We start from the raw sequence: 15,654 nt of genomic DNA, 5'->3' as shown, positions 1-15,654 counted from the left end.
CGGCGGATGGGGCCGGGCGCTCTTCCGATTGGACAATAAAGGCGGGTTAAAGATCGGCGGGCTGGGTTGAGGCGTGGAACCCAGCGCAACGGATTAGGGGGGATAGGAACCGCAAGGGCCAGTGCCGCTTGTGATATAGGCTCTTACCATCTCGCTTGATCCGTTGCAAAAACTATATACAGTGCCGTTCTTCCATATGGTATAGCTGGCAGAGCTTCCGCCCGTATAGCTATATGCGATTTGACCGCTCGATACGTTCCATGTACCCACGGTCTCCGAAGGGTCCACGGTGGATCCCGGTCCTTCTTTGTAGTCTGTTAGGGTGGCGGGCGATGTGTTGCCACCGGAACATGCGCCAGAAGCGGCGTGTGCTTCCTGCCATCGGTCGGATGAATTGCCCGTGTAATCTGCCCCGGGCCTCCCACAAACGAGCTTGCCACTGAATATGTTCCTCAGCCCGCCACCTCCTGTGCATGCGACAATCTGTGATCCCGAACACGCCGCCATGGCTTCTCCCGTCAGGCTGGCGAACAAGGCCAAGCCTAAAATCACTTTTGATCTCATAAGCTTCTCCAAAATATAGGATTTAAAGGATCGCCCACAGCCCGCGCTTGACGTGAGGTCATCGCAAATTGGGCTGTGAATTGAACCACCCCGGCGTGACTTTAGAATTACGTCACGCTTTTACCCGGTGTCCCAACGATTCGCCGCGCTGGCCGGGTATCTCCACCGGGTGATGTCAACAGGCCCGCGCAAAAGGCTCCCACGTAGAATAGCATCGACAGCCGAGCGCTATCCATGACACTGCCCAATAAACCTACAGTAAGTAATCCCACTAGCGCCCCCGCGTGACCCGCCGCCCGCAAATCCCCGCGCCAAACCCCCGGTCCCAGCGACTTGACGGCGCAGGCCAGCAACACCGCCAGCGCCGCCAAACCCAGCCAGCCCTGGGCGACGTACATTTCCACTTGCATCTGGTGGATGTGCCAGGCCAAATCCTGATCGGCCACAAACAGCCAGCGGGCCACGCCCTGACTGAAATCGCCGTTGGCAAGCAACTCGCGCCCCTCGCCATCCACCAAGCTCACATCGTCCACCGCCACCGACTCCCCCGAGCCGGGGTTTTGCAGCGACAACTTCACGGGCCGGGCCAGCCAGCCGCCGCCCAGCGTGCCCGCGTCCACCGCCACCGAAGCCATGCCCCAGCCATCCCCCAGGTCTTCCGTGGGACGTAACTCCTGCCAAGCGCATTCAAAGGAATACAGCAGCGCCTTCTCGCACAGGGCCACACCCAGCGCCGCGCCCTCGCCCGATTGGCGGACCCGCGCCGACAGGGTGTAACGCCCGCCGGGTTCGACAGCGACCCGCTGGTCTAGGAACACCGTCTCCCCGGACCCCAGCCGCAGATGGGGATTGCCGCCCTCGCTCAAAATGACATAGGTGCCGGGCGGGCGGTCGATGTCCGCCCGGATCAAGTACAGGGACGGATACCGGCCAAATCCCATGCCCACCAGCGCCGTCAATAGGCCATCGTCCATGAGGCCGAGCGCCCGCGCCCAATGGGCCTCGCGGAAGGCGAAGTCGGCCCCGGCCTGCGCCAGCCGCGCTTGGGCGAAACTCCCCGACAGCACCGGCACCGCCGCCGCCAGCGACGCCATCACCACGCCCGCCAACGCCAGCCGCCGCCCCGCCGCGACGCCGCCCCGCGCCCGGAACAGGCCCGCCGCCACCGGCACCAATCCCGTCACCAGCCCCGCGTAGCCCCCCCGCGAAAACGTCACCAGCATCGCGTAGGTGGCGAGCGCGGCGAGGACGATGCCGACCCCCTTGACCGCCATGGACCGCGCCATGACCACCGCCGCCGCCAGCAGGGGAAACCCGAAAGCCAGGAACGCTTCGATATAAGCGCCGCCGGTGCTCATATCGGAGAAGGGTCCGGTGACGCGGAAGATATTCTCGAAATTGCCCAGCCCCACGAAGACATAGCGCTCCCGCAGCACGGCCAGCACCACCAGGACGAGTCCGGCGATGCAGCCGTTCAGCACCCGGCCCAGCACCGCGTCCGCCGTCTCCGCCGGAATGCGCCGCAGCAGCGGGACGAACAGCAGCGCCCACAGCAGCCCCTTGCCCACCCGCCAAGCCTCCCAGGGCGAATGAGAACTGGCGATGAGTCCATCCCCGCCATCCAGCCAAGGCCACACGCCCCGTGTGGTCGCCAGCGCCCAGGTCGTCCACAGCAGCCCCAGGGCGATAGGCCACCCGCGGTGGGGCCAGGATTGGACGGGCATTTGGCCCAGCCGCCCGTGGCCCACGCCCAGCGCCACCAGCACGGCCAAATCGAACTCATCCAGCCAGGGACGGCCCGTGATGGGACCGAGATCGAAGGCGGGCAACAGGGCGGGAATCAAGAAGAACAGCAGCGAGGGCCGATACCAAAGCACCCCGCCATAGGCCAGCAGCCCGAGCGCCAGCCAGACCGCGCCGACCGGATAGGCGGCGAGTCCGGCCAGGGCGACGACGAGCGCGGCACCCGCCATCGCCAGGGAAGCGACCTGGAAGGACGGCGCCGCCGCCCGCGTGGTCGAGGCGGAATAACGGTTGGCTTGAGGCGCGGGCGTCCGCTGGGTGAAAGGCGAGGACGCGCTTCCTTGACCCGGCGGCGGGGCGGTGCCCGGCGCGGTCATGGAGCGTTCTATGGTGGTGGGGCGGGCGTCCATGCGGGCCGTCGGCTGGCCGCCTAAGGCCCAATCCGGCAGGTCGGGCAAGTCGCTGGTCCGTGGCCGGGTCCGGGCCGGTGGCCCGCCCAGCAATACCCGCTCCATCCAATTCGCCAGGGCGCAGGTGGTCGCCGCGCCCGCCGCGACGATCAACAGGTTGGTCAGGTCCGGGTGCTTGGGCGGCACGAACAGCTTGCCCAATTCGATGGGCGCGGCCAGCACAGCGGCCCAAACCGCCGCGCTCAAAATGGCCGCGCCGCCGCCTCCGAGCCGGTTCCGGCGCAAGGCCCAGGCCGCGAGTCCCACCGGGGCGTACATGCCGGCCTGGGCGAACAGGCTGGTCATCGCCGCCGATTCCGTCGTGAAATAGTGGTAGTAGAACGGCATGAAGCGGATGTCCGGCAGCCGCGCTAGCGCTGCATCCACCGAGATCCAATCGCCCGAGAACCAACCGCCCAGGCCCGCCAGCAGCAAGCCGTAGGGCAGCAGCGCGAACGGGATGGCGAGGCGAATCAACCGCGTCACCGGGGCCGAGCCGTAGCGGCGTAAAACCTGCCCGATGGCCGCGCCCGCCGCCAATCCCGCGCCGCGCCACACCAGCGAAAGCCCTTGGCTGACGCCCGACACCAGCAGCAATTGGGCGAGTTCCAGCGCCAGGCCCACGCCCGCGCCGATCAGGAACAGCCGCCGATGGCTTAAGGTCGGCGCCGCCAGCGCGACCAGAATGCCCAGGGGAATCAGCGCCACCACCTCGCTGGCCTGATGGGCGGCGCAGCGCAGCCAGCCGGAGCCATCGCAGGCCAGCCACCAGCCGTGACCGCCCGAGGCCAGCTTGTCGGCGAATTCCTGCCCCGACAGAACAAAGTCGTAGGGAAACAAGGAAAGCGCCAGATACAGCAGGGCATACAGAACCGCCGCCGCGATCACCGAATTGCGGCCCCCCGCCAGAAAGGCTTCCAAGAGGCGCACGATCCGCCACCGCGCCAACCCGAACAAAGCGACGCCGCCGACGGAGCCAAGGGTTTCGGCCAGGAGGTCGTTGAGCGACACGGTGCGGGGCGCGAAGAATATCTGGGTGAATTCCACCGCCACCGCCACGGCGACGCAGAACGCCAGCACCAGCAGGGCCGCGAGATGCCGGAGCGGGGACACCGAACGCATCCCCATAACCCAGCCGCAGCCCAAGAAGGCCAGGGGCACATACAGCACGATGTTGGCGATCCAGTCCGCCCGCGACGCGGCGCCCAGGTCCAGATAGCCGATGGCGGCGAATTCCTGGAGGGCTTGGTCGAAGCTGTGCGGGCGGAGTTCAAAAGGCACGAGGCTTCCGTAGACGACGAAAGCCAGATAGGCCAGGAAGGCGGGGAGGAAGGCGCGGCGGTCGAGGGTGTGCAGGCTCATCGTTGGGGTTTCCTAAGTCACGATGGCCGGGGATTCTGCCAAAACTGAAAAAGCAGCGGGCAAAAAAAACTCCGCGTCCGGGCGGAGTCAACTCGCTCAAGGGGAGAGGTAAACATAAACAGGAAATCGGGCTTTGACCAAGACCCTGAGCTATTTGTCTTGGGGGCCGAACTTGGGACACAGTATGGCGAAGGCAGGGAAATAAGAAAAATTGGACTTTTTTATCGGTGGGATAAGTTTGGATTTATGAACTATCCGCTTCGTAATCCCACACCAAGCCCAGCGTGGCCTGAATCAAGTCCAGCAAATCGTCGATGTCCAGCGGCTTGGAAATGAAATTGTCGAAGCCCGAGGCCAGGCAAATCTGCCGGGTGCCTTCGAACGCGTTGGCGGTGACCGCGATGATCTTGGCCGCCCGACCGCGCTCGGTGGCCCGCAGCCGTTGAGTGGCTTCCGTCCCGTCCATTTCCGGCATCGCCAAGTCCATCAACACCAGGTCCGGGGCGAACGCCCCGAATTTCTCCAACGCCTCCCGCCCGTTGGTCGCGGTGTCGGTGGCGAAACCCACGGATTCCAGCACCGCCGCCAAAATGGTGAGATTGTCGGGATTGTCGTCCGCGATGAGAATCCGCCGGATGTCGCCCCGGTAGCCCGTCACCGGCTGCTTGCGGTGGGGGCGGGCGACGGGTTGCGCGACTCTCGGCAAGGGAATCGCGATGCGGAACAAGCTCCCCTGGCCGAGCGTGCTGACGACGTCCAGCTTGCCCTGCATCAACTCCGCCAGCCGCTTGCTGATGGCGAGGCCGAGTCCGCTGCCCTCGCCGGAGGGGTGATATTCCAGCCGCTCGAAGGGCGCGAAGATGCGGTCCACATCCTCGGCGGCGATGCCGGGTCCGGTGTCCTCGATTTCGAAGCGGCCCGTCTCGCCCTCGTGGGTGATGCGGAATTCCACCCGCCCGGCCTGGGTGAACTTGACCGCGTTGCTGAGCAGATTGATGAGAATCTGGCGGAGGCGCTTGTCGTCGCCGAACACGAACTCGGGCAGCGGCTCGGTCTTCTCGAAGCGGAAGCGCAAGCCCTTCTGCCGCGACTTCAACACGAACATCTCGGCGATGCCGTCCAGGAACTCGGCCAGACCGAAGATGGAGCGGGCGATGTCCAGCTTGCCCGATTCGATCTTGGACAGGTCCAGCAGGTCGTCGATCAAGGTCATGAGGTGCGTGCCGGAGCGGCGGATGGAATCGATGAATTCGGCCTGCTTCGGACTCGCGGGCGGCTCCCGCTGCATGATCTGGGTGTAGCCGAGGATCGCGTTCATCGGGGTGCGCAACTCGTGGCTGATGCTGGCGAGGAATTCGGTCTTGGCCCGGTTGGCGGCCTCGGCGGCGTCCTTGGCCCGCCGCAGTTTTTGCTGCTGGGCGCGGAGGGCCAGCTCCAACTGCTTGTAGGCGGAAACATCGGTGAAGATGGACTGGATGAATTGCCGCCCGGCGATTTCCACGATGCGGGCATTGACCCGAACGTGGCGGATCTCGCCATCGCGGGTGCGATGCTCGGCTTCGAACAGCTCGCTGCCCACCGCTTTGATGTTGGCGATGTGGTGCGCCACGCCGGCGGCGGACTCGATGCGGTCGATGTCTTCGAGGCGCAGGGCTTGGAATTCGTTCCTGGCATAGCCCAGGTTCTGATGGGCCTTCTCGTTGAAGTCGACGATGTGGCCGGTCTCGGCGTCCACCAGCACCAGGGCGTCCGGCATTTGCTCGAACAGCGTCCGGTAGCGGTTCTCCGATTCGCTCAAGGACGCCTCGAAGCGTTGCCGCTCGCGGATTTCCTCCTCCAGCCGGTGGTTGGTGGCGAGCAGTTCCGAGGTGCGCTGTTCCACCATCCGCTCCAATTCGTCGTTGAGTTGGCGGATGCGTTGCTCCGAACTCTTGCGGTCCTCGATTTCCCGTTGTAGTCGCTCATTGGCTTCGGCCAGCCGGGCGGGACTGGGCAGCGCCAGGGCGTGGGGAATCAGCGGCCACAGCACGGCGGCGGTGCCCAGCGAGGCCAGGGCCGTGATCGCCTTGATGAATCCGGCCAGGACGTAGTCGGGATGCCAGAGGGTCCAGATTTCCATCAGGTGGGTGGTCCCGCAGGCGAGGATGAAGACGCCGAACAGGACGAAGATCCAACGGAACCTGAGGTCGGGGCGCTTGCTGACGAAGTAGATCAGCGCGGCGGGGATGGAGTAATAGGCGGCGGTGATGAGTCCGTCGGAAACGGCGTGGAGCAACAACAGGCCCGGCTGCCAAAGCAGGCAGGTGCCATGGGGAACAAGATTGCCGAGGGCGGGTGAGGTCAGGAAGTCCGTTAGCATGGGGGTTGGCGCTCCGGCGCAGGATGGACTTTGAACAAGGGGGGAGTTTAGCGCAAGGATGCTATTAGGTCTGACCGTGACGGGGCGGGTTCCGCCTGAAGGGGGAATTGTTTATGGGCTGGGTAGCGGCGCGGCGAGAAATCCAACCCGCCGGGAGGGCGTAGCGTCGGGCGGTAGGGCTTGCGGTTGGGAAGAGATTGGGAAGCTCGATCCGCGTAAGGCGGGTTAGGCGTACATTCTGGGGGGCTTCCGATTTCCGGTCAGACTACCGTGCGCCGTAACCCACCCTTACGAAACTTGGCGCCGCCGGTAGCTCTGGGCCACCGCCAGGAAGGCCAGAAAATCATACAAGGCGTGGATGAGTATGGGCGGGAGTAGATTCCGCTCGCCGCCCACATCCATCGCCAGCCCCAGATAAACGCCGGTCAGCCCGGCCAGCAGCGCATACAGCGGCGTGACCCAGTGAACCAGGGCGAAGATCATGTTGCTGAACACCAACCCGCCCAGCCAGCCCCAGTCCCGCTCCAGCCAGGGCTGGACGAAGCCCCGGAACAGGATTTCCTCGGAAATCCCCGCCAGAAAGCCCAGGTACAGCAGATCATACCAGCGGCACATTTCCAGGAACGGCCCAAGCTTGTCCACCAGGAAGCTTTTGATCTGCCGCATTCCCCCGAGCGGGTAGGTGTAGCTCAGCGCGAACAAGAGGTACAAAGGCAGCATGCCGAGAACGCCCCACGCCCAGGCCATGGGATCGAAAGCCACATGCGCCAGCGGATCGACGGACATCAGCCAGCCGAGGGCGTAGGCGACCAGGATCAAGCCGCCCTCAAACCAGGTGGCGAGCCGGAGGAATTGGGATTTGGTGGGAGGCTGGCGTGGGTCGAGCATAATGATTGGGGTAGGCGGAACCGGGCGGCTCCCGGCGGATTCGGTGTTAAGGGGCCGGGCCGTCGTCCCCGAGCTTCAGGCTCAGGTGTTCCGGCTGGGTCGGGTCGCCCAGCTTCCTCGCCAGGGCCATCAGATAAACGTCCATGACGCCGTGATAGGACAGCACGAATCGGTCGAAGAAGCGCAGCAGGGGAGGATGGATGTTTTCCCGCTCGGTGATGGTCAGCAGGGTGCCGTCGTCGCTGGCTTGGAAGTCGTAAATCCACAGGCCCGACAGCGTTAGCTTGTCATCCACAATCCGGGTTGCCAGCCGCTTCGGGGGCTGGCTTTCGACGACGTGGAACTGCACCCGGCTGATTTTGGCGCAGACTTCGAACCAACTGGGCAGGCCGTCGATGTCGGGACCGCGCTCCACCCGGTCCAGCCCCGGTCGCCAAGTGGGATAGGACTCGAAGTCGGACACGATGGCGAACACCTGTTCGGGCGGCGCATTCAGCCGGATGCGGCTGACGGCCAGGTGGGTCTTGGGGAGTCTCCGTCCGATGAGTAGGGCCACCATGCCGGAAGCCACGACCATCAAGGCGGCATACAGGAAGATGTCCATAACGGTGGTTTAAGGAGCCGGGACGGATTGGATTTCTCCCTCTCCCACAGGGCGAGGGGATCAAGCTCAAGCCCGCCAGTTCCGGTAAGGATTGATGGAGAGGCTGGTGTTGTAGTAGCGGGTGTCGAAGGTGACTTCCTCGCCCACCCAGGCGGGCTTGTCGAATGGCTCGTCGGGCGATGCCAGTTCGATTTCCGCCACCACCAGCCCCGCGTTGTCGCCCTCGAACACGTCGATTTCCCAGGTGTGTGGCCCCACGTCCACGAAATGGCGGGTCTTCTCGATCAAGGGCTTGCGGGCCAGGATGTCCAGCATTTGGTCGGCGTCCGCCAGCGGTATCTCGTATTCAAACTCGTGGCGCTGCGCCCCGATGGTGACGCTCTTGAGGTTCAGCCAAGCCCTGTCGCCGGAGACGCGGACCCGCACCGAGCATTGGACCTCGTTGTTCAGATAGCCCTGGCGGAAGCGGGCGGATTCCCGCACGGACTCCCGCCAGCCAGCGTCGTTCACCAAGAATTTCCGTTCGACCTCGACGTTATTCATCCTGGGTCCATTCTTCCCAATAAGGCTTGGGATGGAAGCGCTCATGCAGGAAGTCCACGAAGGTCCGCACCTTGGCGGATAAATGCTTGCGGTGCGGGTAGACCGCGTGGATTTCCAGGGGAGACGGGACGTAGTCGGTCAGCACCGGCTGCAAGCGGTTCTTGCGGATGTCCTGGCCCACCATGTAGGTCGGCAGCAGCACCAGCCCCAGCCCGCTGAGCGCCGCCATGCGCAGGGCGTCGGCCACGTTGGATTGCATGGTGCCCGTCACCCGGACCACGGTGGTCTCGCCGCCGGGGATGCTGAACTGCCATTGGTCGCGGGGCGCCAGGGTGGAGTTCACCAAGCAGTTGAATTTGCGCAGATCGTCCGGCGTCTTGGGGGTGCCGCGCTTCTTGAAGTAATGCGGCGCGCCGCACACCACCCGCTGGGAGCTGCCCAGCTTGCGGGCGATGAGGCTGGAATCGCGCAGTTCATCCAGGTGAATGGCGAGATCGAAGCCTTCTTCGATCAGGTCCACGTAGCCCGCTTGCAGCACCAGTTCCACGTTCACGTCGGGGTAGACCTCGGTGTACGCGGCAATGGCCGGGGCGAGGTGATAGGCGCCAAAGAACGGTGTGGCGCTCACCTTGAGTGTCCCTCGCGGTTCCGTTTGCAGCCGGGTGACGGCGATTTCCATCTCCTCCATCTCGTCCAGGATTTGCAGGCACCGTTCCAGGTAGACCATCCCCACTTCGGTCAGGCTCAGGTTGCGGGTGGTGCGGTTCAACAGCCTAATCCCCAGGCCGTTCTCAAGTTGCATAACATGCTTGGTGGCCATGGCGCGGGACAGGCCAAGTTCTTTTGCGGCGGAAGCGAAACTTCCGGCCTTGGCGACCTTGGTGAACACCAACATGCTGGTTAATTTATCCATAGGCGGGGCGTATTGTTTTGTTTATGGAAGCAATCAAGAAACTTTTGCTGGTATTGTAAACCAAAAGCGTCCTCAAGTAGTCTATCGTCAGCGTAAAAGTTCGATATTTTTGGAGGTTCGCCCATGAAACGTAGCTTAGGACTTATGTTGGCTTTAGTCACTACCGCCGCCGCCGCCGAGCCGCAGGGAGATGCAGCGGTTCGGCGCATCGCGGAGCTAAGCGCCGCCCAATGGAATGCCGCTTTCGCCAAGGGCCGGGTGGATGAAATCCTGTCCCTGTATGAGGATAACGCCATGCTGGTGCAGCCCAACGGCTCGGTTTCCAAAGGCTCGGGTCAAATCCGCGCTTTCTGGCAGCCGCTCATCCAGAAGGGCGACTATGAGATGGATATTGTGGATGTCCGCAGCGACCGGGACGACACCATCGTGGCCATCGCCGAGTTGTCCGACGTTAAGAAGCTGTCCAGCCTGCGCCATCAGGTCATGAAGTACCGCTATGGCGGCGTGCTTTATAGCGTGTTGAAGCGTCAGCCGGACGGAAGCTGGAAGGCCAAGGTCCAGAAATGGAATGACGAGGTCAAAAGCTGATTTTTCCGGCGACGGGCGCGGAACCCGGAAATTTTCGGGTCTGCGGCCCCTCTAAAATTGTGATTTGCCGATAAACCCACACTTTTAGGCCGGAAATCGTGTTTGGTGAGCCAATTCGTCACGGCGATGCGCTTTCTCTGTCGGCACCGCGATGATAGACTGGATTCCTACCTTTTCACTCGGGATTGCCCCGGTCATATTTAACCCATAGAGACTAATAAGGAGCCGACGATGACCCATGAACTTCCTCCCCTGCCGTATGAGAAAAACGCGCTGGAGCCGTACATTTCCGCCGAGACCTTGGAATATCACTACGGCAAGCATCACCAGACCTACGTGACCAACCTGAACAACCTGATCGGCGGCACGGAGTTCGAGAACCTGCCCTTGGAAGACATCATCCGCAAGTCTTCCGGCGGCGTGTTCAACAATGCCGCCCAGGTCTGGAACCACACTTTCTATTGGAATGGCTTGAAGCCCGCCGACGGCGGCCAGCCTTCCGGCGCTTTGGCCGAAGCGATTGACAAGGCGTTCGGCTCCTTCGACAAGTTCAAGGAAGAGTTCACCAAGTGCGCCGTGACCACCTTCGGTTCCGGCTGGGCTTGGCTGGTGAAGAACGCCGACGGCGGCCTCGCCCTGGTCAGCACCGGCAACGCGGGTTGCCCGCTCACCACTGGCCAGACCCCGCTGCTGACCTGCGATGTTTGGGAACACGCCTATTACGTCGATTACCGCAACGCCCGCCCCAAGTATGTGGAGCAGTTCTGGAACTTGGTGAACTGGGATTTCGTGGCGGCGAATTTCGCGGGCTAGGTTTTTCCTGACCGGCGGTAAGCCGTCGGGGGCCGATAGAGAATAGGCCGACTCGGTTTTAAACACCGAGTCGGCCTTTCTTTTAAGCGGCGCGCCACCTTAGCATTCATCCTTTGATACCCTTCGACTAGGCTCAGGACATGCCTCAGTCTGGGGTAGGTCGGGCATGCACTCATGCCCGACGCGGCGGTCTGGCCGAAGCGTCGGGCAGGGAATACCTGCCCGACCTACGGAAGCCCGGTCGGACTATTCGCTGATACTCACGTTTCAGGGAGGGGAACGGCGGCGGTTCGATATGGCGCCCTATCTGAATTACCCCGTGTTTCAACCCCTGCGGAATCCCGCCTTTTTCTCACTCGCCAAAGTCGATTACGGTACGGCGACCTGGCCGGGTGACATCGACATCGCGCCGGAAACCCTCTATCTGGAATCCATCCCGGAGCCGCTGTTTCAAGCGCATCAATCCGCCGAGGCGATGGGATTGATTGGCGCTTTTACGGGGGCGGAGGATTTGGCCGAAAACCACCGCCGGTATGTGAGGGAAAAACTGTCGGAAATACACAATGCCCCTACGTGACCTCGACTACCAAGCGCGGGTACTCGCCGCATTCGATGGCTATCTGGCGGAATTGTCCGAGCAGAAAAAACGGGCCGATGGCATTGCCGAACTATCGCGGCAGAATCCGGGATTAAAGCTTGAGGCACCGGATTTTCCAGCGGAAACCTGGGAAGCCCTGCGGGCATCCGGCAAGCTGCCGCCGTCGCGTGCCAATACTCCCCACTCGCCCCGCCGCGATGGGGTGGGCCGTCCCGTACCAAATGCCGTGTTCAAGGTGCCCACCGGCGGCGGCAAGACCTACCTCGCCGTGTCCGCCCTGTCCCGGCTGTTCGGGCGCTATCTGGGGCGGAATACCGGCTTCGTGCTGTGGATCGTGCCCAACGAGGCCATCTACACCCAAACCCGCCAGCACTTGAACGACCGCCAGCATCCCTACCGGCAAATGCTGGACGTGCTGTCGGGCAACCGGGTCAAGCTGATGGAGAAAACCGACCCGCTGAATGCCCACGATGTGGAAGAACAGCTATGCGTCATGGTGTTGATGCTGCAAGCCTCGAACCGCGAAAACAAGGATTCCCTGAAAATCTTCCAGGACCGGGGCGACGTGCATGGCTTCTTTCCACCGGAAGGCGACATGGAGGCGCATCGGCTGCTGTTGGAGCAAATCCCCAACCTGCAAGCCTATTCGGACTCCGCCCATGCCGACGCTTTTTGGCCCATGGTCAAAGATTCCCTGGGCAACGCCCTCCGCCTGATCCGGCCCGTCGTGGTGATGGACGAGGGCCACCGCGCCACGTCCGAACTGGCCTACGCCACCTTGTACGGCTTCAATCCCTGCTTCGTGCTGGAACTGACCGCCACCCCCAAGGATGTGGCGGCATCCGGGGGCAAGAAACCTAGACCGGCCCGCCATTCGAACATACTGGTCGAAGTGCGAGGCACCGATTTGGACCGGGAGGGCATGATTAAAATGCCCCTGAACCTCGATCCCCGCGAAGGCACCGACTGGCGCGGCACGCTCAAGGCGGCACTGGACCGGCTGAACGAACTCGATGGAGCCGCCCGGCACCTGCACGGCGAACGGGGCCGCTACATCCGGCCCATTCTGCTGGTGCAAGTGGAGCGCACCGGCAAGGAGCAACGGGACGGGACGCATATCCACGCCCTGGACGTGAAGGACTGGCTGGCCACCGCCGGGCTGGACGAGCCGGAAATCGCCATCAAGACGGCGGAAACCAACGACCTCGCCAACCCGGAAAACCTGGACCTGTTGTCGCCGACCAACCGCGTGCGGGTCATCGTCACCAAGCAAGCCTTGCAAGAAGGCTGGGATTGCCCCTTCGCCTACGTGCTGTGCGCCCTCGCCGCCAGCGCCAACCTATCGGCCCTGACCCAGCTTATCGGGCGCGTTCTGCGCCAGCCGCACGCCGAGAAGACCGAAATTCCCTTGCTTGATGAAAGCTATGTCGTCACCCACCACGCCAACACGGCGAAAGTGGTGGAGGCCATCAAGAAGGGCTTGGAGGAAGATGGCCTGGGCGATTTGGTCAAGGAAATCCGGCTGGAAGAGGGTGGCGACGGTAGCGAAGCCGGGCCGCGCTTGCGGAAGATTCCCCGGCGGCACCAGTTCGCCAAGACCGAAATCTACCTGCCGAAAGTGCTGTGTGTCGGCGAAAACGCCGTCCGCGAACTCGATTACGAGCAAGACATCCTGTTTGAACTGGATTGGTCGAACCTCGATCCGTCGCCCCTGGTGGCAAAGCTGCCCGACCACCTGCAAGCGCCCGAGCGGCAGATACGCCGCATCCGTCTGGCCGAGTCCGGGCAAAAGCGCATCATCGACGAAGTGTCCGGGCATGTCGCCGAATCGGTGCGGTTCGACCCCGGCTATGCGGTGCGGATGATTTCCGACATCGTGCCGAATCCTTGGGTGGGGCGCGAGATCGTGGGGCGGGTCATGGACGGCTTGATGGCCCGTGGCTTCGATGCGGAAAAGCTTGGGGCGGGGGCCAACTTGATCGTCGAGGAATTACGCAAATGGCTGGACCAGGAGCGCGACCGGCTGGCCGAGGCGTGTTTCCGGCAGGGCGTGGCGGAGGGGCGCATACAGTTCCGGTTGCGAACCGATAGGCACATTTGGGCAGTCCCCAAAGAAACCGACACCTATCAGCCGGAAGGCGCGGAGCATCTGGTCGGCAAGCATGGCGGGGCGTTGGAGCGCAGCCTGTTCGCGCCCATGTACAAGGGCGACTTCAACCAGGACGAGCGGGAGGTTGCCGTCTACCTGGACGGCGAGGCGGCCTTAACGTGGTGGCATCGCAACGTGGCCCGGACCCAGTACGCGATTCAGGGCTGGCGACGGGCGAAGATTTACCCGGACTTCATCTTTGCCTTGAACCGGGGCGACGGCAAGAACCGGCTGATGGTGCTGGAAACCAAGGGCGACCATTTGGCGGGCAATCTGGACACCACCTACAAGCAGTCGGTTCTGCGGTTAATGACCGAAAGCTACCCAGTCGAACAAGCTACGCCGGTCGGGGAACTGGAATTGGTGGTGCCCGATGGCGCTGTCGTTCAGTGCGATTTGGTGTTGATGTCGGAGTGGAAAACCCGGTTGCCGACGGTCATTCACAGAAACGACCAGGGCTGAGCGGCGGGCGCTGACTGAGTGGGCTTTCCGGCCCGCACGGGCTAAGTCTCGACCACGGTTTTCCCGCCCATGGGCACGGCTAGCGCAGCCGACTGTTAGTTTTTGTTGGCGTTCGCGTAACGTGTCCCCCGCTGAAAACAAAAAGGGTTGACAGATGGCAACCCTTTGTTTTATTTGGCTCCCCCGGACGGACTCGAACCGCCGACCCGGTGATTAACAGTCCTAGCACTACGACGTTACCGACTTTTAACCAAAGTTTACGTAACGCAATAGACGCCTATAAATCAGTCGCTTATACTTTAACCTACCTTAACAAAGACACCCGCAATTTAACGCTTGCGGTAGCACCGGGGTAGCACCGAAATGAGCGACCGATTCACCTTCACCAAAAAAGAACTTGAAGCCCTCCCCCTGCCCGACAAGGGCCGCGCCTATGTCCATGACGGCAAAGTGAACGGGCTGGTGCTACAAATCACCCCGACCGGGACTAAGAGCTTTCAGGCTTACCGGAAGGTCGGTGGGAAGCCCGTTCGTGTCACCTTGGGGCGCTATCCCGACATGACCATAGAACAGGCCCGCAAGGCGGCGCTTGCCGCACTGTCGAAGCTGGCGGGCGGGGTGAATCCGAATACGGAGAAGAAGCGGGCCAAGCTCGAATCCAAGACCCTGGCGGAAGCCTTCGCCGACTACCAGGAAGCCCGCAAGGACTTGAAGCCGTCCACCGTCGCCGACATGGGAAAGGCGTTCCGGCAGGTTTGCCCGGATTGGCTGGACAAGCCGCTTTCCCGGCTCACTCCGGCCATGATCGAGGCGCGGCACCAGCAATACGGGGAGGAGCGTTCCGAAGCGGGCGCGAACAAGGCCATGCGTTACTTGCGGGCGGTGTTCAACTTCGCGCAGGCCAAATACCAGGATGAGGCCGCAAAGCCGCTGATCGAACACAACCCCGTCAAGAAGCTTTCCCAGACCCGAGGATGGTATCGGGTGGACCGGCGGCAAACCGTCATCAAGCCCCATGAATTGGCCGCGTGGGTGAATGCCGTGCTGGCTTTGCCGGGGGCGGAATGGCGGGATTACTTCATGGCCGTGCTGCTGACCGGCATGAGGCGGGAGGAAGCCTTAAGCCTGCAATGGTCCGAAGTTGATTTCACCGGGCGCACGCTGACCGTGTTGGACCCGAAGAACCACCAAGACCACACGCTTCCCCTGTCGGATTACTTGCTTGACCTGTTGACCCGCCGCAAGGCCGTGTCCGTCTCGGATTACGTCTTTGCCGATTCCGCCGGGCGTCGAATCTCGAATTTCCGCTATGCACAAGCCAGCGTCGAAAAGGCGTCGGGCGTGTCATTCTGCATCCATGATCTTCGCCGGACCTTCGCCACCATCGCGGAATCCCTGGACATCCCCGCCTATGCCCTCAAACGGCTGCTGAATCACGCGAACGGGGCCGACGTGACCGCCGGTTACATCGTCGCCAGTACCGAGCGCTTGCGGGAACCCATGCAGAAAATCACCGATTTCGTGTTGAAGGCGGCGGGGCTGAAAGCCACGGCGGAAGTCATTCAATTGAAGCGGGAAACCGCTTAATTCCGAGTTTCGCCAGTCCTAGGCAGTCGCGA

The 15,654-nt window shown here is 62.6% G+C and carries 11 protein-coding genes; 5 read left to right on the top strand and 6 right to left on the bottom strand.

Features of this window, described 5'->3' with window-relative positions:
- Positions 1–671 precede the first annotated feature (671 nt).
- The 6 genes from ACXWUF_RS01745 to ACXWUF_RS01720 form a co-directional block, all read right to left on the bottom strand.
- Complete coding sequence (locus tag ACXWUF_RS01745) at positions 672–4,118, bottom strand: VanZ family protein (protein WP_458492927.1); 3,447 nt, start codon at positions 4,116–4,118, stop codon at positions 672–674.
- A gap of 244 nt (positions 4,119–4,362) precedes the next feature.
- On the bottom strand, positions 4,363–6,477 hold the full coding sequence (locus ACXWUF_RS01740) for an ATP-binding protein (RefSeq protein WP_458492926.1): 2,115 nt from the start codon (positions 6,475–6,477) through the stop codon (positions 4,363–4,365).
- Positions 6,478–6,765: 288 nt separating this feature from the next.
- Positions 6,766–7,365 carry a CPBP family intramembrane glutamic endopeptidase gene (locus tag ACXWUF_RS01735; protein WP_458492925.1) on the bottom strand — a complete coding sequence of 200 codons (600 nt, stop codon included), beginning with the start codon at positions 7,363–7,365 and terminating at the stop codon, positions 6,766–6,768.
- 46 nt (positions 7,366–7,411) lie between these two features.
- Positions 7,412–7,969, bottom strand: a complete 558-nt coding sequence (locus ACXWUF_RS01730; RefSeq protein ID WP_458492924.1) for an SRPBCC family protein — start codon at positions 7,967–7,969, stop codon at positions 7,412–7,414.
- Positions 7,970–8,035: 66 nt separating this feature from the next.
- Positions 8,036–8,512 carry a CYTH domain-containing protein gene (locus tag ACXWUF_RS01725; RefSeq protein WP_458492923.1) on the bottom strand — a complete coding sequence of 159 codons (477 nt, stop codon included), beginning with the start codon at positions 8,510–8,512 and terminating at the stop codon, positions 8,036–8,038.
- Positions 8,505–9,425, bottom strand: coding sequence for a LysR substrate-binding domain-containing protein (locus ACXWUF_RS01720; protein WP_458492922.1), 921 nt, complete (start codon positions 9,423–9,425; stop codon positions 8,505–8,507). Before ACXWUF_RS01720 ends, ACXWUF_RS01725 begins: the two co-directional genes overlap by 8 nt.
- A 123-nt stretch (positions 9,426–9,548) precedes the next feature.
- Here ACXWUF_RS01720 and ACXWUF_RS01715 point away from each other — a divergent pair, with 123 nt between their 5' ends.
- From ACXWUF_RS01715 to ACXWUF_RS01695, 5 genes are all read left to right on the top strand, one after another.
- Positions 9,549–10,013 carry a YybH family protein gene (locus ACXWUF_RS01715; RefSeq protein ID WP_458492921.1) on the top strand — a complete coding sequence of 155 codons (465 nt, stop codon included), beginning with the start codon at positions 9,549–9,551 and terminating at the stop codon, positions 10,011–10,013.
- Between the two features lie 231 nt (positions 10,014–10,244).
- Positions 10,245–10,826 carry a superoxide dismutase gene (locus ACXWUF_RS01710; RefSeq protein ID WP_458492920.1) on the top strand — a complete coding sequence of 194 codons (582 nt, stop codon included), beginning with the start codon at positions 10,245–10,247 and terminating at the stop codon, positions 10,824–10,826.
- A gap of 166 nt (positions 10,827–10,992) precedes the next feature.
- Positions 10,993–11,403 (top strand): DUF2442 domain-containing protein, encoded by a 411-nt coding sequence (locus ACXWUF_RS01705; protein ID WP_458492919.1) that lies wholly within the window; start codon positions 10,993–10,995, stop codon positions 11,401–11,403.
- Entirely contained in the window at positions 11,390–14,035 is a 2,646-nt protein-coding gene (locus ACXWUF_RS01700; RefSeq protein ID WP_458492918.1) for a DEAD/DEAH box helicase, read from the top strand. Before ACXWUF_RS01705 ends, ACXWUF_RS01700 begins: the two co-directional genes overlap by 14 nt.
- Positions 14,036–14,398: 363 nt before the next feature.
- Positions 14,399–15,622, top strand: a complete 1,224-nt coding sequence (locus tag ACXWUF_RS01695) for a tyrosine-type recombinase/integrase (protein WP_458492917.1) — start codon at positions 14,399–14,401, stop codon at positions 15,620–15,622.
- Positions 15,623–15,654 lie beyond the last annotated feature (32 nt).

The organism is Methylomagnum sp., from assembly GCF_054333355.1.
Note: the sequence above shows the minus strand (reverse complement) of the source record. Positions and strands in the feature narration are given on the sequence as shown.